This window comes from Pseudanabaena sp. FACHB-2040 (assembly GCF_014696715.1).
In the GTDB taxonomy this organism is placed as follows: domain Bacteria; phylum Cyanobacteriota; class Cyanobacteriia; order Phormidesmidales; family Phormidesmidaceae; genus JACVSF01.
The window spans coordinates 154,425-177,854 of the sequence record NZ_JACJQO010000017.1 but is presented as its reverse complement, the minus strand read 5'-3'; the positions used below and the strand labels follow the sequence as shown (position 1 = coordinate 177,854).

General features: G+C 51.1%; 25 protein-coding genes. 12 read left to right on the top strand and 13 right to left on the bottom strand.

Annotated features, from left to right (window positions below; genetic code table 11):
• Nucleotides 1-164: 164 nt before the first annotated feature.
• The gene (nudC, locus tag H6G13_RS19405) at nt 165-983 is read right to left on the bottom strand and encodes an NAD(+) diphosphatase (RefSeq protein WP_190485845.1); all 819 of its coding nucleotides are present in this window, start codon (nt 981-983) and stop codon (nt 165-167) included.
• A gap of 261 nt (nt 984-1,244) precedes the next feature.
• Between nudC and H6G13_RS19400 the strand changes: the two genes are divergently transcribed.
• From H6G13_RS19400 to H6G13_RS19385, 4 genes are all read left to right on the top strand, one after another.
• Nucleotides 1,245-3,431 (top strand): adenylate/guanylate cyclase domain-containing protein, encoded by a 2,187-nt coding sequence (locus tag H6G13_RS19400; RefSeq protein WP_190485843.1) that lies wholly within the window; start codon nt 1,245-1,247, stop codon nt 3,429-3,431.
• A 204-nt stretch (nt 3,432-3,635) separates the two neighbouring features.
• Complete coding sequence (locus H6G13_RS19395) at nt 3,636-4,568, top strand: RluA family pseudouridine synthase (protein ID WP_190485841.1); 933 nt, start codon at nt 3,636-3,638, stop codon at nt 4,566-4,568.
• A gap of 113 nt (nt 4,569-4,681) precedes the next feature.
• Nucleotides 4,682-5,470, top strand: a complete 789-nt coding sequence (locus H6G13_RS19390) for a CPBP family intramembrane glutamic endopeptidase (protein ID WP_190485839.1) — start codon at nt 4,682-4,684, stop codon at nt 5,468-5,470.
• A 130-nt stretch (nt 5,471-5,600) separates the two neighbouring features.
• The gene (locus H6G13_RS19385) at nt 5,601-6,134 is read left to right on the top strand and encodes a cyclic nucleotide-binding domain-containing protein (RefSeq protein ID WP_190485837.1); all 534 of its coding nucleotides are present in this window, start codon (nt 5,601-5,603) and stop codon (nt 6,132-6,134) included.
• A gap of 95 nt (nt 6,135-6,229) precedes the next feature.
• Here H6G13_RS19385 and H6G13_RS19380 read toward each other — a convergent pair whose 3' ends face one another.
• The 7 genes from H6G13_RS19380 to H6G13_RS19350 all read right to left on the bottom strand — a co-directional run bounded on the left by H6G13_RS19380 (nt 6,230) and on the right by H6G13_RS19350 (nt 9,404).
• Nucleotides 6,230-6,379, bottom strand: coding sequence for a hypothetical protein (locus tag H6G13_RS19380; RefSeq protein ID WP_190485835.1), 150 nt, complete (start codon nt 6,377-6,379; stop codon nt 6,230-6,232).
• Entirely contained in the window at nt 6,372-6,527 is a 156-nt protein-coding gene (locus tag H6G13_RS19375; protein WP_190485833.1) for a PCP reductase family protein, read from the bottom strand. The genes H6G13_RS19380 and H6G13_RS19375 overlap by 8 nt, the downstream gene beginning before the upstream one ends.
• Before the next feature lie 95 nt (nt 6,528-6,622).
• A complete protein-coding gene (locus H6G13_RS19370; RefSeq protein ID WP_190485832.1) occupies nt 6,623-6,820 on the bottom strand; it encodes a hypothetical protein in 198 nt (65 codons plus the stop codon).
• A 12-nt stretch (nt 6,821-6,832) separates the two neighbouring features.
• Entirely contained in the window at nt 6,833-7,687 is an 855-nt protein-coding gene (locus H6G13_RS19365) for a DUF4388 domain-containing protein (RefSeq protein ID WP_190485830.1), read from the bottom strand.
• Between the two features lie 22 nt (nt 7,688-7,709).
• On the bottom strand, nt 7,710-8,258 hold the full coding sequence (locus H6G13_RS19360) for an ATP/GTP-binding protein (RefSeq protein WP_190485828.1): 549 nt from the start codon (nt 8,256-8,258) through the stop codon (nt 7,710-7,712).
• A gap of 78 nt (nt 8,259-8,336) precedes the next feature.
• Nucleotides 8,337-8,708 (bottom strand): roadblock/LC7 domain-containing protein, encoded by a 372-nt coding sequence (locus tag H6G13_RS19355; protein ID WP_190485826.1) that lies wholly within the window; start codon nt 8,706-8,708, stop codon nt 8,337-8,339.
• Nucleotides 8,709-8,849: 141 nt separating this feature from the next.
• On the bottom strand, nt 8,850-9,404 hold the full coding sequence (locus tag H6G13_RS19350) for a protoglobin domain-containing protein (protein ID WP_190485824.1): 555 nt from the start codon (nt 9,402-9,404) through the stop codon (nt 8,850-8,852).
• A 663-nt stretch (nt 9,405-10,067) separates the two neighbouring features.
• Between H6G13_RS19350 and H6G13_RS19345 the strand changes: the two genes are divergently transcribed.
• Entirely contained in the window at nt 10,068-10,817 is a 750-nt protein-coding gene (locus tag H6G13_RS19345; RefSeq protein ID WP_190485822.1) for a phytochelatin synthase family protein, read from the top strand.
• A gap of 154 nt (nt 10,818-10,971) precedes the next feature.
• On the opposite strand, the gene H6G13_RS19340 is transcribed toward H6G13_RS19345, so the two are convergent.
• From H6G13_RS19340 to H6G13_RS19330, 3 genes are all read right to left on the bottom strand, one after another.
• Nucleotides 10,972-11,316, bottom strand: a complete 345-nt coding sequence (locus H6G13_RS19340) for an RNA-binding protein (RefSeq protein WP_190485821.1) — start codon at nt 11,314-11,316, stop codon at nt 10,972-10,974.
• A gap of 190 nt (nt 11,317-11,506) precedes the next feature.
• Complete coding sequence (locus H6G13_RS19335) at nt 11,507-11,818, bottom strand: hypothetical protein (protein WP_190485819.1); 312 nt, start codon at nt 11,816-11,818, stop codon at nt 11,507-11,509.
• Nucleotides 11,819-11,981: 163 nt separating this feature from the next.
• Nucleotides 11,982-12,671 (bottom strand): tetratricopeptide repeat protein, encoded by a 690-nt coding sequence (locus H6G13_RS19330; RefSeq protein WP_190485817.1) that lies wholly within the window; start codon nt 12,669-12,671, stop codon nt 11,982-11,984.
• Nucleotides 12,672-12,989: 318 nt separating this feature from the next.
• Between H6G13_RS19330 and H6G13_RS19325 the strand changes: the two genes are divergently transcribed.
• Nucleotides 12,990-13,745 carry a succinate dehydrogenase assembly factor 2 gene (locus H6G13_RS19325; protein ID WP_190485815.1) on the top strand — a complete coding sequence of 252 codons (756 nt, stop codon included), beginning with the start codon at nt 12,990-12,992 and terminating at the stop codon, nt 13,743-13,745.
• A 130-nt stretch (nt 13,746-13,875) separates the two neighbouring features.
• On the opposite strand, the gene guaD is transcribed toward H6G13_RS19325, so the two are convergent.
• Entirely contained in the window at nt 13,876-15,237 is a 1,362-nt protein-coding gene (gene guaD, locus H6G13_RS19320) for a guanine deaminase (protein ID WP_190485813.1), read from the bottom strand.
• Between the two features lie 712 nt (nt 15,238-15,949).
• On the opposite strand from guaD, the gene H6G13_RS19310 reads away from it, so the two are divergent.
• The 3 genes from H6G13_RS19310 to H6G13_RS19300 all read left to right on the top strand — a co-directional run bounded on the left by H6G13_RS19310 (nt 15,950) and on the right by H6G13_RS19300 (nt 18,838).
• Entirely contained in the window at nt 15,950-17,044 is a 1,095-nt protein-coding gene (locus H6G13_RS19310) for an alkene reductase (protein ID WP_190485809.1), read from the top strand.
• Between the two features lie 33 nt (nt 17,045-17,077).
• Entirely contained in the window at nt 17,078-17,455 is a 378-nt protein-coding gene (locus H6G13_RS19305; protein ID WP_190485807.1) for a nuclear transport factor 2 family protein, read from the top strand.
• Nucleotides 17,456-17,614: 159 nt separating this feature from the next.
• On the top strand, nt 17,615-18,838 hold the full coding sequence (locus H6G13_RS19300) for an MFS transporter (protein WP_190485805.1): 1,224 nt from the start codon (nt 17,615-17,617) through the stop codon (nt 18,836-18,838).
• A gap of 256 nt (nt 18,839-19,094) precedes the next feature.
• Here H6G13_RS19300 and H6G13_RS19295 read toward each other — a convergent pair whose 3' ends face one another.
• Nucleotides 19,095-19,340, bottom strand: coding sequence for a hypothetical protein (locus tag H6G13_RS19295; RefSeq protein WP_190485803.1), 246 nt, complete (start codon nt 19,338-19,340; stop codon nt 19,095-19,097).
• Between the two features lie 506 nt (nt 19,341-19,846).
• Between H6G13_RS19295 and H6G13_RS19290 the strand changes: the two genes are divergently transcribed.
• From H6G13_RS19290 to H6G13_RS19280, 3 genes are all read left to right on the top strand, one after another.
• A complete protein-coding gene (locus H6G13_RS19290) occupies nt 19,847-20,575 on the top strand; it encodes a class I SAM-dependent methyltransferase (protein WP_190485801.1) in 729 nt (242 codons plus the stop codon).
• A gap of 303 nt (nt 20,576-20,878) precedes the next feature.
• Complete coding sequence (locus H6G13_RS19285) at nt 20,879-21,769, top strand: AraC family transcriptional regulator (protein WP_190485799.1); 891 nt, start codon at nt 20,879-20,881, stop codon at nt 21,767-21,769.
• 110 nt (nt 21,770-21,879) lie between these two features.
• Nucleotides 21,880-23,322 carry an amidase gene (locus H6G13_RS19280; RefSeq protein WP_190485797.1) on the top strand — a complete coding sequence of 481 codons (1,443 nt, stop codon included), beginning with the start codon at nt 21,880-21,882 and terminating at the stop codon, nt 23,320-23,322.
• Nucleotides 23,323-23,430 lie beyond the last annotated feature (108 nt).

Here is a 23,430-nt window from a genome sequence, read left to right as displayed (position 1 = left end):
TTCCGTTGTATAAGTCTGCCTAAGGTGGCAGGTTTACGAAGTGGGATTGTCTAACTGGGATCAGGCAGGTGCGATCGCATCTGCCTGATTTGCGATCGCAGTTCTCTGGGATCCTCCACGCTGTTTGCAATGCCGGCGGGGGGATTTGCGATCGCAAATCTCAGCTAGTGAGTTTCCACAAACCAGTCGATCATCTTGCGGGCAATGCTGACGGGCGGCGGCAGCAGCGGTAGGCTGTCTTTGTGAAACCAGGCGGCATCGGCCAGTTCCTGCTTATCGATCACAATATCGCCCTCGGCATAGGTAGCGGTATAGCCCACCATTAGCGTGTGGGGAAAGGGCCAGGGCTGCGAGCCCCAGTAGCGCAAGTCTTTAATTGTGATGCCCACTTCTTCTTTGACTTCCCGCACAACCGCCGCTTCTAAAGATTCACCGGGTTCTACATAGCCTGCAATTAGGCCATACATACCCGCTCTAAAGCGAGGGGCACGGCCTAGGAGAATTTCATCGCCCCTAGAGATCAGCACGATCATGGCTGGCGATACGCGCGGATAGTAGGTAATGCGGCAGCTGGGGCAGCGTTTGGCCCGTTCGTGGTTGGCAGACTCGGTGGGCTGACCGCAGGCTCCACAAAATTGGTGGGTGCGGTCCCACTCCATGACCTGAAAGCCTAGTCCAGCCAGGGAAAAGAGGGTTTCATCTAGGGCCGCGTAGAGTTCTCGCAGACCCCGGAGAGCCATGTCTGCTGGGGGCGTCATTTGCTGGGGCAACTCGGCAGATAGGCAGGGCTGGTTGCCTAGCCAACCCAAGAATTGGGTTCTGAGCGGGTTTAGCCCGATCGCTTCTAGAGTTGGCAGCTGAGGGATAGCAATCTGGCTCTCTTTTTCGTGAACCAGCAATCGGTTGCCTGAAAACGCAAACCACCAGGCAGAACCCACGTTTTCTCCAGGAGGAGTGACGCCAGGCATAAAAAGTTCGGACATGGCAATGACACAGTGGGCAGGGCTGCCGGGACAGTTCGACCCATTTATCTTACTGCCTTGAAATAGCTCAGGTAGGGGTAGGGAAGTAGCGGCTGACTGGATAGCCAAGCCCTTAAAGAACAGCGGGTTTTAACGGGCACGGCTGCGATCGCAACAAGCAGCCATAATAGAGGCGAGTGGGAATCTGTCTATAGGGTTGTCTTCTTGAGTTTTTGTTGGGGATGACTAGATCGTGTGCTCCCTCTGCTGTGAGCTTTAAACATGGCCCAACTACCTCGCCCCCAAGGCTTCAACCGCCTGTTTTACGCCCTCAGACATCCTTCTCTGCGGCTGGTTTTTACGGTGCCCATGCTGATTCAGCTGGTCAGTGCTGTAGGGCTAGTGGGCTATCTGTCATTTCTAAATGGGCAGCGGGCAGTACAAGACTTAGCCTCTCAGCTGCGAGGTGAACTATCTGCCCGCATTGAGAAAGAGCTACATGGCTATTTTGGCGACCCCCATGCCATCAACCGCATTAACGCGACGTCTTTTGCCTACGGCGAACTAGATATTAACGAAGCAACCAGCGGGGAGAATCTGCTGTTTCAGCAGATGAAGATTTATCCAACCATAGCCTTTGTCTACTGCGGCAGTGCCCGGACGGGGGAGTTTTTTGGGGTATTGCGATCGCCTGACACCGGGCAGCTACAGCTCTCCTATGGCAATGCCTCCAATAAATTCTTGCGAGACTATTACAGTTTGGATGTGCGGGGCAGCCGCCAGCACTTTCTCTACAAGGCGGACAAGCGCTATGACTCCCGTGAACGACCCTGGTTTCAAGCCGCGACGATGGCAGAAGGCCCCGCCTGGACGGATGTCTATCTTGCTTTTACCACCGGGCTACCCAATGTCACTGCTAGTTTGCCTGTTTATGACCGCTGGGGTAAGGAACTGCTGGGCGTCTGCGCAACGGATGTCGTGCTGCCAGAGGAATTTCGCTCTTTTCTAACAACGTTAGAGATTGGCAAGTCGGGGCAGGCCTTTGTCATTGATCGCTCTGGACATTTAATTTCTAGCTCGACCGATGAGCCGCTGATGGTTGTGGCAGAGGGCAAAGAGCCTAAATTTCTCAAAGCCCTAAACAGCACAAATCCCCTGGTGCAGCAGTCAACCCAGTTTTTGCAGGATCGCTACTGGCGGCTAGACAACATTCAACGGCCGCTGCAGCTCAACTTTAAGCTAAATGGTGAGCGGCACTTTTTGGAGGTGCTGCCTTTTAGTGATGGCTACGGGCTGGATTGGCTGATTGTGGTGGTGGTACCTGAGTCAGACTTTATGGCCCGGATCAACGCCAACAACCGAATAACGGCAGCGCTGTGCGCAGGGGCACTTGCGATCGCAATCCTGGTCGGCATTTTCCTAACTCGCCGTGTCACCGAACCGATCCTAAAGCTGAATGCAGCGGTCAAAGAGATTGCCAATGGCCGCTGGGATCGACGTATGGACATTAAGCGCACCGACGAGGTGGGCGAACTAGCCGCCTCGTTTAACAGCATGGCCCTAAAACTGCAGGAGTCATTTCAGACGCTAGAAGCCCAAAAAAATGCCTTTGCCCGATTTTTCCCACCGGAGTATTTAAAGTTTTTTGACAAGCAAAGCGTCACCGACATTGACCTAGGAGATCACGTCAGCAAAGAAATGACAGTCATGTTTTCCGACATCCGCAGGTTCACCAGCCTAGCGGAGAAAATGGCTCCAGATGAAGCCTTTGACTTCATCAACGACTATCTCCAAGACATTTCTCCCGAAATTCGTTCCCACAACGGTTTTGTCGTGAAGTTCTTAGGGGATGGCGTGATGGCTATTTTCCCGGATCGGGTGGAGGATGCCCTAGATGCCTGTATTGCTCAGTTTCAGAGGATATGGGCGTTTAACTCCGCTCGGCAGGCATTGGGAGACATGCCTATCGATGTCGGGATTGGCCTGCATTTTGGGCACCTGATGGTGGGGATGGTGGGTGAACACAACCGCATGCAGGGCGATGCCCTATCAGACACAGTTAACTTGGCGGCTCGCTTAGAGGGGCTAACCAACCTGTTTGGGGTCTCCCTGATCGTCTCAGAGCATGTGCTCGCCAGAGTTGCAGATTGCGATCGCTATCAGGTGCGGTTTCTAGCCCGCACAATTGTAAAGGGCCGCACCGAACCGATTGCCATCTATGAGGTGCTCGATGCCGAGCCAGAAACTGTCCGCCACCGCAAGCTGCAAACTCTCAACGAGTTTGAGCTAGGGCTGAAGGAATACTCTAGCCACAACTTATCGGCTGCCCAAGCTTGCTTTCAGCAAGTTCTAACGGCCAACCCTGCTGATGCTCCCGCCAAACTGTATCTAGAGCGCATCAATCAGACGATAGCCCAAGACATTCCTGACCATTGGGATGGGGTTTGGTCGTTTTCTCAAAAGCGCTAGCCTTTTCCCTAGCTCCGCACTGTAGTCGGGTCTGTAGAGTCAGGATTTAAGCTAGAAAAGACAGATAACCTTCCTAGGCAAGATCCCAGGCCAACCATGCTCAATCTGCCGCCTCAGAAGATGCAGCGCTATATCGCTGGAGCCAAAGTCAGACAGCAACGCCAAAAGTCGCTTTGACCCGTTGATCGCTGCCGCTTACTGCACATGAATCAGGGCTGGACCTATCAGGAACAGGTGAAAAAATCTGCTGAGGGGCTGACCCTGCTGGAGTACTATGCCAGCCGCTACCGCCACTCTAGCCGCGAGGACTGGCAGGCACGCATTGCTGCGGGCCAGGTACTGCTCAACGGCCAGCCTGCTGCCCCAGACACGCCCCTACACCTGGGACAGCAGCTCACCTATTGCCGTCCGCCTTGGGAAGAGCCAGCAGTACCCCTGGCCTTTGAGGTGCTCTATGAAGACACAGATTTATTGCTGGTGGCCAAGCCCTCAGGGCTGCCGGTGCTGCCGGGGGGCGGCTTTTTAGAGCACACGCTGTTGCGGCAGGTACAGCACCGCTATCCCCAAGACACGCCAGTACCGATTCACCGCTTGGGCCGGGGCACCTCGGGGCTGCTGCTGCTGGCGCGATCGCATCTAGCCAAATCCCAGCTCAGCCGCCAGATGCGCGAGTCTACTAGCCAGTCCGGCCCTGCCGCCATTCGCAAAACCTACCGAGCGCTGATTGGCCCCTGCAACCTGCCCGATCGCTTCACCCTGACCACGCCCATCGGCAAAGTGCCCCACCCCGTTCTGGGCTATGTGTACGGAGCCACTCCCAACGGCCTGCCCGCCCACAGCGAAGGACTCATTCTCCGGCGCAGCCCCAGCAATACCCTACTAGAAGTCACCATCCGCACCGGACGCCCCCACCAGATTCGCATTCACCTGGCAGCCGCAGGCTACCCACTGCTAGGCGATCCCCTCTATACCCCAGGCGGCCTCCCCCGACCCACCCCCGCTAATCCGCAGGAAAAGCTGCCAGTCCCCGGCGACTGCGGCTATTGGCTCCACGCCTACCGACTCAAGTTTCCCCATCCCCGTACAGAAGAGCAGCTAGATTTTTGCTGCCCGCCTCCCATAGAGTTGCGCGAGTGAGGCCAGTCTCCCCCATCCTCCCTCCCTCCCCCATCCTCCCCACCCCGATCCCGCGCCCCATTCCGGGCACTGTAGGATAGATCTAACGCCCCTCTCACTGTTGCAGCCGGTTTATGACAGAGACATCGCCTCTTCAGGGACAGTTCTTGAGGCCATTTTGGCTGTTGTTTGGTCTGGGTTTTTTAGGTATTTTGGCGCTGCCGTTCATTTTGTTGCCGCAACTTCAGCAGCTCATTCCGCAGGATCAAACCGAATTTTCTCCTGGAGGTTTGGTGATTCTCTCGTTGATTCAGCCGACGGTGCTACTTGCGATCGCAACTGCCGTGGGCCTCAAGCTAGCGCCTAACCTGAGTTTTCGCTCTTACCTAGCGAATGCTGCAACGCAGGGCCTAAAAGCGTTGGCTCCGCTGCGCAACGAGCTGCCTGTGGCAGTAGGAGGCGGGGTGCTTTTTGCTGCGATCGCAGTGCTGTCGGATGCGCTGATTTTGCCGCGGCTGGGGGCAGCGGGGCAGGCGCTTGCGATTACGGCCAACCGCAGCTGGGGAACGACCCTGAGCGCGGTGCTTTATGGCGGCATTACCGAAGAACTACTGATGCGCTGGGGGCTGATGACGCTGCTGCTCTGGTTGGGCTGGCGGCTGTTTCGGCGGCGCAGGGAGGTGGGCAGTGGCTTGGTGTGGGGTGCGATTGTGCTGACGGCCCTACTCTTTGGTCTGGCGCACCTGCCCTTTGTCTTGGCTCAGCTTCCCCTAACCCCCTGGCTGCTGTTTAGAACCCTAATTTTGAATGGTCTGGGCGGTCTGGTTTTTGGTTGGCTCTACTGGAAGCACAGTTTGGAGGCTGCGATGACGGCTCATGTCAGCACTCATCTAGCCTTTACTGCGATCGCGCTGCTACTTTAAGAAAAATTCACCTTTCTGCAAGCAATACCAGCCAATCAGCCCAAGAATCGTGTGCTGGTATAAGATTTCGTTACAATCAGTCAGGCTTGGCGGCATCTACCACTCCGTAAAACTATGACTGAAAAGGGCTATGAGAAATTCCCTATTGCTACTTGGAGAACTGTCTGACGAAGATGTTGATTGGCTGCGGCATAGCGGTGAACGAGTCAGCATTTCGGCGGGCGGTGTGCTGATCCAGGAAGGGCAGCCGATCACAGCTCTCTATCTCTTGCTTGACGGTACGCTAGAGGTTAAAACTGGCACCCTAGGTCCCCCCGATCAGCAACGCACCGTAGCGCACTTGGCCACAGGCGAAGTCATTGGTGAGATGTCTTTTGTCGATAATCGCCCACCGTCGGCAACTGTTATTGCTGAGACCGACATTATTGTCTTATCAGTTTCCCAAGAACAGCTGCTAGAGCGGGCCGACACTGACTTGGCCTTTGGCAAGCGTTTCTACCGAGGGCTAGCCTTTTGCCTCTCCAACCGACTACGACTGATGAACGTAGGCTCGGCCCAGTCTGGCAGTGGCGCTCAGTCTACCGATATCAGCCACCCCGATATCGCTGCCAACGAAGCGGTTGCCAAAGCACGTCTGGAGTCTCTAATTGCCTCTGCCCGCTAAAAGCTGCGCTGGTTCTAAATTAAATTCTTTCAGCCTCTTTTGGGTTGGCGTTAAGCGCAGCGAAACGCGACACCTTTGGAGTGCAGTGCAAACGCCTAATCCCGCTCATCACAGGTCACCATCACATCCGGGTAGTAATAGCGGTTAGTGGTCTGAACGTGGACTTTCACATCTGGAAAAATAAGTGCGGCACCTCGAACCTCCTGCCCGCTGTCTTCCTTCTGGCCCAGTCTCGATCTACCCAAACTTTTGCTTGGCCTGTTCATAGACCTCGACCGTAATCTGCGCTGCCCCCATCTCTTGGGCCAGCTTCTCAATCTTTTTGCGGGCCGCTGGTCTGACAAAAAACGGAATTTCTTTCAATCGGGCTTCAGCTTCAGCAGTCCATTCCATAGCGATAGGGCGATGCCGATGAAGTACGCCCCTTACTCTACTGCAAGTTAGGAGTTGTCGTCTCGTCTTCCGGTTTCTTGGAGCAGGGCTACTCCCTAATACTCCGACTCTTGCTGACAAAACCAGAGGATCAGCCCCAGGGCGATCAGGCTGTAGCTGGCCAGGATGGGGCTGGCTCCACTGACCTGCCACCACAGCAAGTACAGGCCCACTCCAGCTAGCCATTTACCGTCGAAGGAAGCGCTCCACTCCAGAACTTGCAGAATTTGCAGAAAAGCTTGAAGAATCGCCATATTTTCTTGTCCTTAAGACTGGCCTGTCAAGAAACTGAGCAGGTTTTGCAGAAAAGACTGGCTCAAGTTGTTGGAGGGCTCAGCTTCTGCGGCAGGTTCGGCCTGGGGTACCGTTTGAGGTTCTGCCGCAGGGGGCATAGCAACCATCGGCACTTCTTCGACCAGATTGACCAAGCTCAGGCGGAATGCAACCTTTTGAATTTTGTCGATGGGCTGCTGTAAATGCTGTGCAATCACCTTGAGCGGTGTTTTGCCGTCAGTAAACTCCCACACCTGCCACTCAATTTGATTGAGCTTGAGGGAGGGTTTGCCTTCGATAGCTGCGACGAGACAAGAAGCCGGATCGGGCAGTTTGTCTTCTAGGGAAGCCCAGTTTTTTAAGGCGCGTAAGCCTGACAGAGTGACTTCTACAGCAGGGGCGCTCAGCCCAGTTAACTCCATGGCGGGAGCCTGGCTGCCACTGTCAAAATGAAACCAGCCGTCTTCATGGGTAAAGAGGGCACAGACCTGCTGCATGACCTGAACATAAAACAACAGCTTGAGCTGATCTGCCTGCAGCCAGCCCTGTGACTTAAAGCACAGCCCGATGGGAGCTGAGAGGCTGCAGCTTTGAGCCAACCGGGTAGCGGCTCGATCGCCTAGCCAACCCCGCTGGCTGATCAGCGTCATTAGGCCGCGCTGGTCAGAGCGATTGGCGGCTCCCACAATTCGTCCTTGATGAAGCCAGATGTAATAGGTGCGAGGCGCATCTGCCCCTACGGGCTCGGGCAGAGGGGTAACTGTTAATAGACCGGACTTGTGGCCCTGCTCTAAGAATTGAAAAATCTCAGCCAGGGAAAATTCTGCGAGGTGTCCTGTAATAGCCATAGGTCAAGGGTAGAGAGTGAGTTTAAACCTTGCAAGGCTGCTGCTGATCCATGTAGTGCTTCACGAGTAGCACTACCGCCTGGGCTACCGACTGCCGGTCATTGGCATTCACAATCACGATGGGGGGAGGCTGCTTGCCCTGCACATAGCCCAGGGCTAGAAGTACGTTGTCTGTCGACCAGGCATCGGGAAGATCGTGGTGGGTCAGACCGATGATCAGGGGAGCTTGCGATCGCTGCTGCATAAAGCTGAGCAGACGACGAGCATACCGAAATTCGTGGGGACGGTGAGCTGCTACCAGCACAATGTAGGCGTGGGCTTTGCGAATCAAAATATCCCACATGAAGTCAAAGCGATCCTGGCCGGGAGTGCCATAGAGGTGCAGCGCCATCGCGGGACCAAACTGCAGCCGACCAAAATCAAAAGCAACAGTTGTTTTGTGCTTAAGCTGCGCCGTTTCGTCCGTTGCCCGACGGTCGGTATCGACAACTTCAATTTCACTCACCGCTCGGATGAAGGTAGATTTCCCTGCCCCCACAGGTCCGGTGACGACCAAGCGCATTATTTCCATTCGATTTCACGGGCAAAAGAAGTTAGCTGAAGAACTGCAACTAAGGGGACAGGCAGACCACCTCTCCCCCGGTTAACCCTATACCAACAGCAGCTTGAGTTCAGCGACTGCCCGTTTGATCTCCAGCATTAGCAGACCTTGCTTAGCTGCTTGATTCGCCAGCACTAGGAAGACGGCATCTTCGCCACAGCTGGTCAAAATGCCGTAGCCCGTATTGCCTTCTACATAAATTCGATCGATCATGCCGCGAGCCAGCTCACTGCCAATTCGCTCGCCCAGTGAGAGCATAGCGGCTGACATAGCCGATACCCGCTCTTCATCCATACCGCCAGGCAAGGTTGCTGCCAGCGGCAAGCCATCGGGAGTTACCAGAGCAGCGCCTTGAACATCATTAGTGCTAGAGACAAAGTTCTGCAGAATAGAGCTGAGCTTTTCTAGGTTGATAGACATGGTAGAAATCGTCCAAAGAAGGTGAAAAGTTGAGAAGAGGAGAAGCAAATATCAGTCTGGTAAGTTGATGACTAACAGCGACCGAACTTACCAGTCGTTTTTTGATCAAAAGTAAACGCTTGAAGGTAGGCTAGCGTTTACCTACATGGCGGCTGCGCCAGTGGTGATCATGCGTCTAAATAGCCGCTCAGACCAGCCGGTTTCTTTTAACACTGCAGCTGAAGTGACTTCAAGATAAGCCTGCTCGATAAACGCCAGGTCAATCATGCAGACCCGAGCCAGCGCATCTCTGAGTTCTTCGGATTTGCCTTCTTGGGTTACCCGCAGTCCAGCTTCACGCACCACAATTGCCATGGCTGGAACGACGTGCTGCGGGCCAATGCCAATCCTGACGTGAATCAGACCGATCCGCCAGCGACGGTCAGCGTAGGCTTCGCCCCAGCTGTCCATGCCCGTAAACATCTCATAGAACCACTGCACAAAGGTTTCGCGGAGACGATGAATGCGCCCTTCGCTCTCATTGAGAATGGCGCTCATTTCCTCATCCTTACCCATGTATCCGTAGAAAACGTCGGCCATATCTGAAGCGATGCTCAGGCCCCAATCAGCATTGGTATTGAGACTGGCTTTATCTGCATCAGAAAAAACCATTCTGCGGGTCATGCAATCCATAAATTCTGTAGGATTAAGCGCCATAAAAGTGGGGTCTCCCGGTTGTGTCTTACAGGTTGTTTGGCTTAACTGAGTAATAACAGCTTTGCTCAGGGCCACAGCACCGGGCTAACACTGAACAATGAGCGCTTCGTGGATGTTTATCCAGGTTTACGTTTGTTCATAAAACAGCGCTAAAAATATACTGATTTTACTTGCGTAAACAAAAAAGTTGTTTAAAGAGATGGGCCTGACAACGCGAACTGCACTGTGAGAAAGATGTAATCGTTTAATGCGTACTTGGAAGATTTATGGCTTATAGAGCTTCAAATGTATAGATCAATACTCTTAGAAGAGGACTTTTATAAGAGATATTACCCCTTGGTGTGAACGTGTTAATTTGGTTCAGATTTGCAGCTTAATTCAAGCCTTAATTTGATTAGAAATTTGGGCCATTGTTGACTTTGGTCGATAACAGGTTGTTTATAACCTGTGAATTCTCTTAGCAAAACTAAGCAGTAAATCCGCTAGAGATCGGATGGCTTGTCTGCTTTTGAGTACTGTTGCCTACGCAGATCTAGCTACAAAATTGTCCTTGGTCGGCCTGTTGTATGACGATATTTGTTTTTTGCCCTCGCTTTGAGCCAACAGCTAGACAAAACAGGCTCAATCGTTGAAAAATAGAGTCCTCTATTTGAGCGATTTGCAATGAGGTTTTTGCAGCCTGCGCTAATTGTGCCTTTACTGCTAGGGACTGGGTTGAGCGTTTTGCTGCATCCAGAGAGGCTGGCTGCTCAAACTCTGCCCTTGCCGGATCACTTAACCTCGCTCACTTCGCCTGAAGGTCAGGCCCTACTTTTGGAGAGCGAAGCTCAGACTGACTTCATTCCTCTAATGAGCCAGTTTGTGACTCAGGTTAACCAGGCTTTTTGCGGAGTTGCCAGTATGGTGATGGTGCTGAATGCGCTGGGCATCTCTGCACCTGCAGCACCCCAATGGGATCAGCAATACTTCACTCAGGAGAACCTATTTAGCGAGAAGACTGAGGCAATCATAACCCGTGACACGATTGAGCGACAGGGGTTGACTCTGGCCGAACTGGCTGGAATTTTGGAGAGCTACCCGGTCAGAGCTGAAACTTACTACGGCGGTGACGTTAGTCTGGAGGCGTTTCGCCAGCTGATTGCGGCCAACCTTGGTGAACCAGGCAATTTTGTGTTGATCAACTACCTGCGCCGAGCCATTGGTCAGGAACGGGGTGGTCATATTTCTCCTGTGGCAGCTTACGATGCCGACACAGATCAGTTTCTTGTCTTGAATGTTTCGCGCTACAAATACCCCCCGGTTTGGGTCAAGGCTGAAGATCTTTGGCAGGCAACCAATACGGTAGATACTGTTTCTAGTCGGACCCGAGGGTTTTTGCTGATTACTTCTCTGGAAAGTGCTGGAGAGCGTTGAGGGTTGAGCAAAAAAAGAGATGTGATGGGCCACATCTCTTTTTTTGCTATTCAGAAAAATGTTCGAGGTGCAGCTACACCTTACCTAGCAATAGTCCTAACCTCGGTTTGACAAGGTTCTGCACTGGTTAGCAGGGGTAGGGCTTGAGCCAACTTTACCAGCGGGAGAACTCGCGATCGCGACTGCCACGATCTTGACTGTCGCCCCAACCACCTCTGTTGTCAGAGGGTGCAGAGGTGCGATCGCGACTGCCCCCCTGACGTGGGCGGGCTTTGTTGACCCGCAGTTCGCGGCCCATCCACTCAGCTCCATCTAGGGCTTCAATGGCAGCATCTTCTTCGGTTTCGCTGCTCATTTCAACGAAGGCAAATCCCCGAGGGCGACCTGTTTCGCGGTCGGTCGGCAGCGTAACTCGGTTGACCTTGCCATACTCCTCAAAAACGGAGGTTAGGTCTTCCTGAGTAGCGTTGTAGGACAGATTCCCTACGTAAATGGACATAAACACAACTCCAACGAATATATGACGTGTAGCGAGTTCGATTCGGAGCGGTGCACATCCATGATCTCAGACCGAGTCAAAACCGTGATCAACCGACCTACCAGAAACAAACTACTTTCATACACACAACTTAGATTAGCACAGCCTTTAGGGGGATGATCCGGGGGCCAAGATGGTTGCCAGATAAAGGTTAGCGACGTCCGTAATAAGAAACTTCTATGTCTGCACACCAGCCTGGAGCTGTATTTTCGTAGAGAAATACGCGCTCTACTCGGTAGTACATACCGTCGCGAAAAAGGCAGTCGCCAGTGCGCGGAATGATGGGATAGGTGGCAAACCATAGCGCGTCTTTAGCAGGGCTTTTGGCGCTGCCGCTGCGGGCCGCTAGATAGATGACCTGCACCTTTAACCCTCCACTACTGGCTGGAGGCGGAGACGGAGGTGAAGCTGGTGGCGCTTGTTTTTTACTGCTGGCTTTGTCTGAGGGTTTTTTTGAGGTCACAGTAGCCTCAGGGAGTATGCGGTGGGGTAGCTGGAGAGAGTGGGCTAAACCTGATTCCTATAGCTATCCATAGTAATGAAGTCTCTATGGGATAACGCGTGAGATACGGTTTATCTTTCCTGCAGTCCTGCTGCTGGCTTTGTCGCTAGGTTGTTGCAAACCATCAACTCTCGTCGGTTAGGCTGCTCGCCAGAAGAGCTTCGACCTTGAGAATTTGGTCAGGGCTAAAGCCAGCCTGCTCTAGGCGTGGCAGATGGCTGCTGCTGCGGTAGCGGCCATCAATTTGCACTACCTTTTGATATAGGGTTTGAGCTTGAGCTAGGCTGCCGTTGGACTGGTGCGCCAGCGCCAGCGCTACCCAGGGGTGGGGGTTGCTCGGCTCTAGCTGGGTCGCTATTTCGGCGTGGTCAATGGCGGCTTTGAACTCTCCTAGTCTTTCGTGGGCCAGGCTGAGGTTGTAGTGAGCAATTTCGTTGTCGGGCTTGAGTTCGGTGGCGCGGGTGTGGGTGGTAACGGCGGCTTGCAGATCTCCGCTGACTAAATAGACAATGCCCAGGGCGTTCAGAGCCGGGATGAAGTCAGGATCTTGCCTGAGGGCGGTTTGTAGGGTTTGGGCGGCTAGCCCTTGATTGCCTGCCAAATGCTGAGTCCAGCCCAGGATGACATGGCTACTGGGATTGAGCGGATCGAGGGCGGCGGCAATTTTGAGGGTTGCGATCGCAGCCTCCAAGTTCCCTGCCTGCCGATAGCTCAGCCCTGCCTGCCGGTAGCGTTCAGCTGCCTGAGTATCGATCAAAAAGGCTGGATAGGCAAGAGCGACCTGAAGAGTTTTGCTTGGCGCTGCTGACACCATTGCGATAGGCGGTTCCCGGCTACAGCCGGCTAAGACTGTCAATAGCCCTAAACAAGCCACCCCATGCAGGTTCCATGACTTTCTCCTACTCAAGATTGTTGCCTCTTTCTAGAAGGTTACTTAGAGCCGTAAAAGACCAATCTCTTGAGGGAGTATAGCGCCCGCCGCTGCACCCTAGGATGTGATGCAGACAGCGGGCCCGTCAGGGAAAAGTACTACAGACTAACACTGAACCGGGCAGGGCTGAGGTCTTTAGAGCCAGCCCAAAGTTCTGTCTGATTAACCCCATTCCAAGCGACAGGACGCAGAGAGGACAGTATGGTTCAGCGTAATCAACTTCAAGGAAATCAAACCCAAAAGGCCCTGAGACGGGGAGCTAAAGCAGTTCTAATGTCGCGGGGCGTAAACCCCTCCACACGGCGCGGCAACAAGGAGTTGGACATGCTGCTAAATAAGCTGGCCCAAAAATCCTATGCCAGCCTTGAAGATGCCGTGCGTATGGGCGAAGCAGTGGGTTGGGAGATCGCTAAGCTCGCTGAAAGGCGCAATCAAACAAACCTAGATGCTAGCGTCATTCGGCAAGTTGCTGAAAGTGGCGACCTGTTTGCCCTAACCATGCCCCAAGCCGGAGCCGACCACGATCAGGCCAATGCAGCTGACTCACAAGTGACTGTAGACATTGACATGAAGCGAGGGGGTTCTCCTATTGAGAAAACGCCCGAAATATCGGTGAGCGGGAAAGCGTCTGAATCATCTCCCGCAGCAGAAAAGGCCCAGGAAGATATTGTTAAGTCTGAGCCCGTAACGCCGCTTTCTGATGAAGATGATGCAGCGACAGCTGCAGATATTGAATCAGATGCTCCAATGCCAGGAAGCCTTTCTGAGGCGATGGAAGTTGTTACCCCTCCTAGAAGCACCGATGGCGCTGATATGGACTCTGAAGCAGAAGAAGAAGCCGCTGCTGTAGATGCCGACGACATGGAAGATGTAATGCCCGACCCCGAAGCCTCTGAGGAAAGCACCCTTGGCGCTGACGATGACGTTACTGTTTCCGTTCCTGCCAAGAATAAGTGAGGCACCGATAGCTTAAAAGCTGCCACTGCCGTTGTGACTGCGGATAGTAAAGACAAAACCCCCAAAGAGGCACTTTTGGCTCTTTAGCGAAGAGAGTGCAGAAGCCCGGAAATAAGTTCGGCTCTCTGATTTAGAGAATCTTAAGCGGGGAATTTGCGGCTGGCAGATTCCCCGCTTGTCCTTTGCTGTGGGCCAATTCACCCAAGATATAGGTGGCCTGAACCGCCCGATCATCTCCCATAATCACTAGGGAGAAGAGTCGATCGGCGAGTTCTATTAGGGAAGCTGGGCTGGCTTCCGCATTGCGAAAGGCCATGACGGGCGTAGAGCGAGGGTCGAGAACAACAAAATCAGCTTCTCGACCGACTGCAAAGCTACCGATTTTATCGTCCAACGCTAGGGCTCTGGCACCGCCCAAGGTTGCTAAAAAGAGAGCCTGAAAGGGAGAGAGCTTTTGCTGTCTCAACTGAGCCACTTTGTAAGCTTCGTTGGCAGTTTGCAGCATAGAAAAACTGGTGCCTGCTCCAACATCGGTCGCTAGCCCTAATCGAATCGGACAATCCACCGATTTCGCCTTTTCTAGCTTAAAGAGCCCACTGCCAAGAAACAGGTTAGAAGTTGGGCAAAAGGCAATGGTTGCTTTTGCAGCTGCCAATCGCTCAAATTCTGCTTCTGTCAGTTGAATGCAGTGGGCAAAGAGGGAGCGCTCTCCTACCAGCCCTACCTGATCGTAGACATCTAGATAGCCCTGGCAATCTGGAAAAAGTTCTTTTACCCAGGCGACTTCAGCGACATTCTCAGACAGATGAGTATGTAGGTAGGTGCCAGGATACTCCTGCAGAAGTTTTGCCGCTAGCTGTAGCTGTTCTGGGGTCGAGGTAGGTGCAAAGCGAGGTGTCACAGCGTATAGCAGGCGGTTGTGCCCATGCCATTTCTCAATTAGGGTCTTGCTGTCTTGATAGGAAGAGACTGCTGTATCTAAGAGAAAGTCTGGAGCATTGCGATCCATCATGACTTTGCCAGCTACCATCCGCAGGCGGCGGCGGTCAGCTTCTTCAAAAAATGCGTCGGCAGACTCTGGATAGACAGCAGCCAGGACAACAGCAGTGGTCGTGCCGTTTCTCAGCAGCTCATCTAGAAAGAGAGAGGCTACCTGCTGAGCATAGGCCCGATCTTTGAACTTGCTTTCGGTGGGAAAGGTATACGTGTCTAACCACTCCAAAAGCTGCTCACCATAGGCCGCGATCATTTCCGTCTGTGGAAAATGAATGTGCAGATCAATAAAGCCTGGTGTGATCAGCTTGCCGGAATAGTCTTCAACGGGAACGCCAGCGTACTGTGGCTTGAGCTTGTCATAGTCCCCTAAGGCTTTTAATCGACCTTGCTCAACTACCAGCAGGCCATCTGAAAAGTAGCGGACGCTTTCAGCTTCGGATGTGTAGAAGGGGTCGTTTACAAAGTCTAGAAATGATCCACGAAAGGCTTTGAGCACGGCTTGAGTGGGGTGACCTAAATAGTGTGGTGAGTGACGCTTCTAGTGATTGACCGCTGTAGGGGAAAGCATACCCCCAATATTGCCCCGACTATTGTAAACGGATAATGCCTTAGCAGTTGCAAAGGCTTTTTGGCCTAAAGGGCATTCAAACAGCTTTTTAGGTAGGTTTTTGGAACTTATGATTAACCTACTCAGGGGATCACAGCGGTTTAGACACTGATACGACGCGCTGGCCAATTCTGCTTCTGCTCATATAGTGCAATACTACTCAACGCAGAAGCCCAAGATTCGAAGCTACTCTGATGGATTACCGCAAGCTCGGCTGCGACAAGTAACTGACTATATCAATGCACATTCAGCACAGAGTCTCAGCCTAATAGAGTTAGCTGAGGCGGTGCAGATGAGTCCTTATTACTTTAGTCATCTATTCAAATAATCTACGGGCCTAACCCCACATCAATATCTAATCAAATATCGGATTGAGCAGCCAAACGGTTGCTTAGAAATACAAATCTGTCAATCGCAAGCATTGCTACTCAAGTCGGTTTTGTGGATCAAAGTCACCTGGCCCGTCATTTCAAACGCCAGGTTGGAACTTCACCTAGTCAGTTTCGGGCTTCTTAGCAAGAACGTACTGATAAAAGCAAGATCATTCAAGACGACAAGGTTTATACCTGATACGCTTAGGCTCAAACTCAGAGAAAGAGCCATGAGTACAGCAATCAATCTTTTCTCACCCATCGAACTCGGTTCTAACAGCCTCGCCAATCGCATCATTATGGCACCTATGACTCGGCTGCGAGCAATGGGGGGTATCCCCAATTCTTTAATGGCAACCTACTACGCTCAACGAGCATCCGCAGGTTTGATCATCACCGAGTGCACAATGGTTTCACCCATGAGTAATGGGTACATGAACTGTCCGGGCATTTATTCGCCGGAGCAGATTGAGGCATGGCAAATGGTGACAGGCGCAGTACACGATGCAGGTGGAAAGATTTTTCTACAGTTGTGGCACTCCGGCAGAATTTCCCATCCCTCCCTACTAGGCGGAAAACAGCCTGTTGCACCGAGTGCGATCGCACCTGTTGGTGAACTGCACACTCCGACTGGCAAAGTGGCCATGGAAACGCCCCGGGCTTTGGAAAAACACGAAATCTCTGAAGTTGTTGAGCAGTTTCGCTCTGGTGCCAAGAATGCTAAAGCGGCTGGATTCGACGGTATTGAACTGCATGGTGCATTTGGATACCTGATTGACCAATTCCTGCAAGACGGTTCCAACCAAAGAAATGATGAGTACGGTGGCTCAATTAAGAATCGAGCCAAATTTCTGATGGAGGTCGTTGAAGCGGTTTCTAGTATTTGGGGAGCAGACCGGGTTGGCATCAAGCTCTCACCCAGCAACACATTCTATGGCATGGTTGACTCAAATCCTCAAGCGACCTTTAGTTACGTGCTTGAAGCGCTTAACCCCGTCGGGTTGGCCTATGTCCATTTAATGGAACCGAACGAAATAGATTTGAAGAGTCGAGATGTAATCAATCCTGTGACTCCTTTGTTTCGTCCCCTTTATCAAGGGACATTAATTTCTAATGGAAACTACACCTATGAAACAGCAAATGCTGCGTTAGCCGATGGAAGCGCAGATCTGATCTCTTTTGGAAAGTTGTTCTTAGCAAATCCAGACTTGCCAAGCCGCTTCAAGCTAAATACTTCGTTGAATGAACCCGATCCTGAAACGTTTTACGGCGGTGGTAAAGAAGGGTATACGGACTATCCTTTCTTAGAAAAAGTCGCGAGTTAAATTGACATAAAAATACAAAGAGCTATTAGACAAATGACAATTGATAGAGTAACTGAGGAACGCCTTATTCTCGAACTAGATGCTGCCTTTCTTGACGCTTTACTAGAACGTGATGTGGCAGTAGTTGATCGCGATCTGCCGGACGACTTTTTAGCTGTTTTCCCAGATGGCCGAGTTGCAGACAAGCAAATGGAACTGGAAAACGTTAAGCACGCTGAGGTTGAATCGTACACGACAGATGAGGTTCAAGTGCATTGGTATGCTGACACAGTTGCAGTAGTCAATTTCCGCATGACATTGAACATGAAGGAGCGAGGACAAAAACGAGTCAGAGATTTGCACGTTTACATCAAACGTGATGGAAAGTGGCAAATGATTACAGGACAAGTAACACCCATCCTACAAACCTAACTTATTGATGTATTGAAGAGATAACCAATGGAACAAGGCAATCATCTCTATGTTTGTTAACTGGATTTTAGCTTTCTTGGCTAACTCTCCAGGTTGAGAAGGCTGTAAGTCTTTGCACAGTCACTAGATATCAGCTCTATTACAACCCCTCGTAATTTTATGAGAACTCAAGATCCAAACGCAGGGCTGACGAAAATTACAATTTTGCTAGCCAGCACACTCACAGTGATGTCAGGAGCCACCATAGCGCCTTCTCTACCTGCTATGCAGGCGCACTTTTCGAACGTTGCCAATTCCGAATTTTGGGTACGGCTAGTCTTGACAGTGCCTGCCCTATTTATTGTGATCGGTTCGCCGATCGCTGGGCAAGCCGTTGATAAAATTGGCCGCAAGTCTCTGTTGTTGGGCTCTGCAATTCTGTATGGCTTTGCTGGAAGCTCAGGTTTTGTGCTGAATTCGGTCTTTACTATTCTTGTCGGGCGAGCGTTGCTAGGGCTGGCAGTAGCAGGTGTGATGGTCAGCGCAACGACACTGATTGCAGACTATTACCAGGGCGATGCACGTGCGAACTTTATGGGTTTACAAGCGGCATTTATGGGTTTTGGCGGTGTTCTGTTTCTATCAGTGGGTGGGTTTATTGCCGATTTGAACTGGCGTTTTCCCTTTTTGATCTACCTGTTTTCGTGGCTATTGATACCGGGTATTGTGTTTAGCTTATATGAGCCATTGCGGATTAAAGCTGATGTTGTAAGCGCTGATACGCCCGTGCCTACTGCAAAGCTGCCTGTAAAGCTGTTGGTGCTGATATACGCTTGTGTAATGCTACAGCAGATTGCCTTTTACCTGATTCCGGTACAGTTGCCTTTTTACCTTGAGCAGCTTTCAGGGGCCGGAGCTACTCAAACTGGGTTAGCGATCGCATTTTCTATTCTTTTCAGTGCCTTTGCTTCTATGAACTATGGCAGAGTTAAAAAACGCTTTAGCTTTATCAAGATTCTGGCGATCGCTTTTGGGCTAATTGGGCTAGGTTACGTTGGTATTGGAGTTGCCAGCAGCTACTCACTGATACTATTGGTGTTGATCCCGACTGGCATCGGGTTGGGTTTAATGATGCCAAACCTAAATGTCTGGACTGCTAATGAAGTTCCAGATGCTCTGCGAGGGAGAGCATTAGGAGGGCTAACCATGTTTATGTTTTTAGGTCAATTTCTCTCTCCTATCGTCTCTCAACCAATTAGTCAAAACTTTGGTATGACAGCGACCTACGGATTAGTAGGAGTTTCTCTAGTCGTACTCGCTGCACTGCTGTGGATATACAAAAAACAAGTTTGTCAGGCAGTGGACAGCACTATTGGGGCTGTCATCATACCAAAGAGTTTATAGGTGCTTCGGTTATGTGAGGGGAGGCAGTCACGAGCTTTTTATCCATTGTTTAAGGTTAGGTAGAGGTTGAGCGATAGTATCTAAATTCAGGATGATAAGGTGAAAAACTATGGCGAGTAGCCAAGCCATTAAACCAATTCGTTCTCATTAAAGGCAAAACAATCGTCTAGGGGAGTTGAAGCCTTTTGCGACATGAGCCAGGGAATCAAATCCCCTGGCTATCTGTGTAAATGTGCGGAACCGACCCTACAAAGACCTACTCAATCAGCAGGTGCTTGATCAACACCGCCATCCACTGGCTGTCTTTGCCGCTGGGAATAGGGTCGCTCCAGTCGTCGGGGTCGGCGTAGTGGAGGGTGTGCAGATGCTTGATGGTGCGATCGAGCACTTCTAGGCTGCCGTAGAGCACATTGGTCACCTTCTCGCGTCTCGGTTTGCGCTTGGTTGATTGGACAGGTGGAACTGTGGGTGGCTGAGCACCCAAATCGTTTGATTGAAACATGTGGTTCTGGTCCCTATGTAGTGTGAACTAGGAAACCAGAACTCACTTTCCTAGCAGCCCCGTGGTTGTGTGCAATCGGGGCGGCAGGGGAGGTAAACTAACCCCACGCCTCCGAACTGCCCAAGTCAGCTTCGGGGGAACAGTCGCCTGTTTGTGCTGAGAACACTTGCAGGCGGCGCTAAGTCAATGAGTTCCGGGTCTAGGCTGCCGCGCACGACAGCTTAAGGATTGAGAATACGGTGTGTGCTACGTAGGCGTCAACCGTATAAAAGATTTTTTTGAGTAGGGTCAGCAGCAGGAGCGAGGAACAAGATCGCCACCAGCTTAGCCACAACACGATACATCCACAAAGCCTGCCCAGTGCCTCAGCCCGTCTTTTAGCTTCACTGACTCTCTAGTTGATTTGTCTGAGATGAGCGGCTTAGGAAGTTATTGTTAAAGCATTGCTCGACTAGCGGTGGGCGATAGAGATGAGGCTAACCACATACGGAACTTTGTGTACTGAGGTGTATGAACTGACCAAGCCAGTCGGCGGAGAGTACCCTGATGTTCCTTACTTCATTCAACATCTTTCCAGAATTGGTGGAAGAATTTTGGAGGCAATGGTTGGGACAGGACGTTTACTAATTCCTTTACTGGAGGCAGGATTAGATGTCGAGGGAATCGACGCATCCCCTGACATGTTGACTGCTTGTAAACAGAACTGTGCAGTAAGAGGCTTAAATCCCGTACTTTATGAGGGTTCAATAGAAAACCTAGATGTCCCGGGTAGGTTCAGTGCAATCGTCATAACTTTAGGGTCATTTATGTTGCTAGGCAGCCGAACAGCTGCGATCGCAGCCTTACGAGCATGTGCTAGACATCTAGAACCTAATGGGCAAATCTTCATTGATCTAGAATTGCCTGTTGACTCCTTCAAGACAGAACATACTGTGAAGCAACGGCAGCCTATCCAATGCTCGGATGGCTCAGTGATTGTGATGCAAACGTCATCCTCGATTGATTGGATAGAGCAAGTTGAACACACGCTCATTCGTTACGAGAAATGGAAAGACGGAAAGTTAATTGACACAGAATTACAGCATCTTCCGTTACATTGGTTTGGGCGGGAAGAATTCATCATGTGTTTGCGAGAGCATGGATACGTTGATGTTACCCTCTGCGCTAATTACAAAGATGGATTAAAACCAAGGTCACATGATGACCAATTGTGTTTTTCAGCCACTCTTGCTTAAGACAGCGCCTAACATATCGCTGAACTGGAACGGAGCATAGATCACTGTTTGAGTACGAAGGTCGTTTCTACTTGATAGCTGAATCGGTGGAACACCTCAATCGTTACCATATCAATTAAACGCTTTGTATTTACGTAGTTTTTCATGATGTGACTGGGCAGGAAAAATGGATAAGAACCCTATAGAACCTAAAAGGAAGGAATACTTCAAGCTCAACTCATAAATTGCTCAGTTGAATAATACTCAACTGCGTTCTCTACTTGACGATAGAATAATTTTTACCTTCCATCAATCATCAAAGCCATGCAAAACCTTGAACCTCGGCTCGTTCAGCTTGAGCGATCAGACGCTTGGCAGCAGGTTTTACCATTACCGCCTGTCATGTCTAGCCAGCAGGCCGGATGGAAGGGAATTCATTTTGAATATCATCGCCAGCCCATTCATGCAACTCCCGACTATGCCTTTCCGGTGCACATCATAAGTATTGGGTTGAGCTACGAGTCAACTGAGTTTAAGGCAAATCGTCGAGTCTACAAACAGTTCTGGCCAGGTAATGTTGCCATTAATCCCGCGCACGAAAGCTTAAGTACCGAAGCGTATGGCAATGCGGAATTTATGTTGATGTCGCTTCATCCAGATTTACTGGCACTGGTAACAGACAGAAATTTGGGCGTAGAGCAAATTGAACTCACACCACAAGTCTTGGGACGAGATCCGCTGATCTATCACATGGGACTAGAGCTTAAACGAGAACTTGAATTTGCAGGCAGCGATAGTCAGCTTTATGCAGAATCGATGGCAACAGCTTTAGCAACGCACTTGATTAGACGATATGCAACCCGAAACGCAATTATCAAAGAGTATTCAGGTGGGCTATCTCCTTACAAACTCAAAACTGCGATCGCATATATCCAAGACAATCTTGATCAGTCGCTGAGTTTAGGGGAGATTGCAGCCGTCGTGCAAATGAGCCCCCACTATTTTGCTGGTCTGTTCAAACAGTCGATCGGCGTTGCGCCTTACCAATATGTGACACAATGCCGCATTGAGCGAGCAAAACAATTACTGAGCCGGCCTGAATTGGCGATCGTTGAAGTGTGCCATCGAGTCGGGTTTCAGAACCAGAGCCATTTTACAAAAGTATTTCGTGAGCATACGAGTGTCACACCTAAGGCTTATCGAAACTCACTCTAAAGTTTTTGGTGGATCACGATAATTTTTGGAAGATCGCGAAAGACAAGCCGTAATGGTTTTGACTAAGCTCGGCGTTGAGCAAAACCATTCAGAATTGAATTTCAGCACCTATGAGTGATCTTGTATTTTGGACAGCTAGCCAGATAGCCAAAGCGATTCGCGAGCGTCAAGTTTCAGCCCAAGACGTTTTAGAGGCGCATCTTCAGCAAATCAAAACGCACAACCCAAAAGTTAATGCGATTGTCACGCTGGATGAAGAACACGCCAGACAACAAGCGAGAGCTGCGGATAAGGCGATTACTAAAGGAGAAATCTGGGGTGCATTACATGGTGTGCCGATAACCGCTAAAGACTGCTACGAAACGGTTGGACTGCGATCGACTTGCGGCTATAAAAAGTTCTTTGACTACATCCCAACACAAGATGCCACGATCATTGCTCGCATGAAAGCATCAGGGGCAATTCTGCTGGGAAAAACCAACATGGCGATTCTTGCTTCTGATATGCAGGCTCTTTCTGATTTTGGGCGAACCAATAATCCTTGGGATTTATCTTGTACTGCGGGAGGAAGCAGTGGCGGAAGCGCAGCCGCAGTTGCCGCCGGATTTGTCCCAATGGATGTCTGTACTGGGTTGGGGGGATCTGCTCGAATTCCGGCTCACTTCTGTGGAGTATTTGGCATCAAACCGACAGAAAATCGGGTTTCAATGGCAGGCGCATGGCCTGCTCCCTTGGAGGGCGACACAGGGCTTCAATATCTTTATGCTCCGGGTGTCATGACTCGTGCGGTCGAAGATCTAAAGCTTTGGCTCTCAATCGTCGAGGGTGAAGATGAACGATGGATTTATGCTGCTCCTGCCCCACCACAAGCGGCTGATTCTCGCCCACTCAACACCTATCGGATTGCTTGGACAGATGACTTTGGAGAGATCTCTGCCAGTCAGGAAACCCGAAACGTGCTTACGAAGGTGACACAAATTTTGATTGAGCAAGGATGCCAGCTTGAAAAAGCATCGCCCTCGAATTTCGATTACACGAGTGCCTGGGAAACCTACGGCGAGCTGATTGGCGCATGGCTAGCATCTCGACCGATTCCGGTTCAGCCGATCTTGAAAGACAATCTGCGGAAGATAATTGCAGGCGGTAGTGTAATCAAGGGTGCGTTGAGAGGCTCAAGGTTGACGTTGAAGCAATACAGTACAGCCTTGGCTCGACGATCTCGCCTCATGCAGCAGATGGATCGCTTTCTCGCGCAATGGGATGCGTGGATTTGCCCAGTTGTTCCTTTTCCAGCCTTTAAGCATCAGACTCCTGGTAAGCCTATTCATATAGAAGGCCAGCAAGTGCCTTATGTTCTAGGGGGTGTTGCTTATACCAGTATCTTCACCTTGACTGGGCATCCTGTGGTAGTGCTGCCAATCGGACAAACTCAGAATGGATTGCCGATTGGCATTCATCTTGTTGGTAAACGGTGGAAGGATTATCAGCTTCTCGATCTAACCGAGAAAATTGTGGCGGTTACTGGTACAGTTTCGCACCCACCCGGATATTGATGGGTTGCAGATTAGCGATTCGCGGCACAACAAATCGATGAAATGAACGGATGAGGGGGCTGATGGTAATGCCGAGGTTGTCTGCCGCTGTTTATCTCGGTTGTTGGA

Bases quoted from the DNA above. Each gene is read 5' to 3' on its own strand.
- nudC (WP_190485845.1), bottom strand. From the start codon at position 983: ATGTCCGAACTTTTTATGCCTGGCGTCACTCCTCCTGGAGAAAACGTG.
- H6G13_RS19400 (WP_190485843.1), top strand. From the start codon at position 1,245: ATGGCCCAACTACCTCGCCCCCAAGGCTTCAACCGCCTGTTTTACGCC.
- H6G13_RS19395 (WP_190485841.1), top strand. From the start codon at position 3,636: ATGAATCAGGGCTGGACCTATCAGGAACAGGTGAAAAAATCTGCTGAG.
- H6G13_RS19390 (WP_190485839.1), top strand. From the start codon at position 4,682: ATGACAGAGACATCGCCTCTTCAGGGACAGTTCTTGAGGCCATTTTGG.
- H6G13_RS19385 (WP_190485837.1), top strand. From the start codon at position 5,601: ATGAGAAATTCCCTATTGCTACTTGGAGAACTGTCTGACGAAGATGTT.
- H6G13_RS19375 (WP_190485833.1), bottom strand. From the start codon at position 6,527: ATGGAATGGACTGCTGAAGCTGAAGCCCGATTGAAAGAAATTCCGTTT.
- H6G13_RS19370 (WP_190485832.1), bottom strand. From the start codon at position 6,820: ATGGCGATTCTTCAAGCTTTTCTGCAAATTCTGCAAGTTCTGGAGTGG.
- H6G13_RS19365 (WP_190485830.1), bottom strand. From the start codon at position 7,687: ATGGCTATTACAGGACACCTCGCAGAATTTTCCCTGGCTGAGATTTTT.
- H6G13_RS19360 (WP_190485828.1), bottom strand. From the start codon at position 8,258: ATGGAAATAATGCGCTTGGTCGTCACCGGACCTGTGGGGGCAGGGAAA.
- H6G13_RS19355 (WP_190485826.1), bottom strand. From the start codon at position 8,708: ATGTCTATCAACCTAGAAAAGCTCAGCTCTATTCTGCAGAACTTTGTC.
- H6G13_RS19350 (WP_190485824.1), bottom strand. From the start codon at position 9,404: ATGGCGCTTAATCCTACAGAATTTATGGATTGCATGACCCGCAGAATG.
- H6G13_RS19345 (WP_190485822.1), top strand. From the start codon at position 10,068: ATGAGGTTTTTGCAGCCTGCGCTAATTGTGCCTTTACTGCTAGGGACT.
- H6G13_RS19340 (WP_190485821.1), bottom strand. From the start codon at position 11,316: ATGTCCATTTACGTAGGGAATCTGTCCTACAACGCTACTCAGGAAGAC.
- H6G13_RS19330 (WP_190485817.1), bottom strand. From the start codon at position 12,671: ATGGTGTCAGCAGCGCCAAGCAAAACTCTTCAGGTCGCTCTTGCCTAT.
- H6G13_RS19325 (WP_190485815.1), top strand. From the start codon at position 12,990: ATGGTTCAGCGTAATCAACTTCAAGGAAATCAAACCCAAAAGGCCCTG.
- H6G13_RS19310 (WP_190485809.1), top strand. From the start codon at position 15,950: ATGAGTACAGCAATCAATCTTTTCTCACCCATCGAACTCGGTTCTAAC.
- H6G13_RS19305 (WP_190485807.1), top strand. From the start codon at position 17,078: ATGACAATTGATAGAGTAACTGAGGAACGCCTTATTCTCGAACTAGAT.
- H6G13_RS19300 (WP_190485805.1), top strand. From the start codon at position 17,615: ATGAGAACTCAAGATCCAAACGCAGGGCTGACGAAAATTACAATTTTG.
- H6G13_RS19295 (WP_190485803.1), bottom strand. From the start codon at position 19,340: ATGTTTCAATCAAACGATTTGGGTGCTCAGCCACCCACAGTTCCACCT.
- H6G13_RS19285 (WP_190485799.1), top strand. From the start codon at position 20,879: ATGCAAAACCTTGAACCTCGGCTCGTTCAGCTTGAGCGATCAGACGCT.
- H6G13_RS19280 (WP_190485797.1), top strand. From the start codon at position 21,880: ATGAGTGATCTTGTATTTTGGACAGCTAGCCAGATAGCCAAAGCGATT.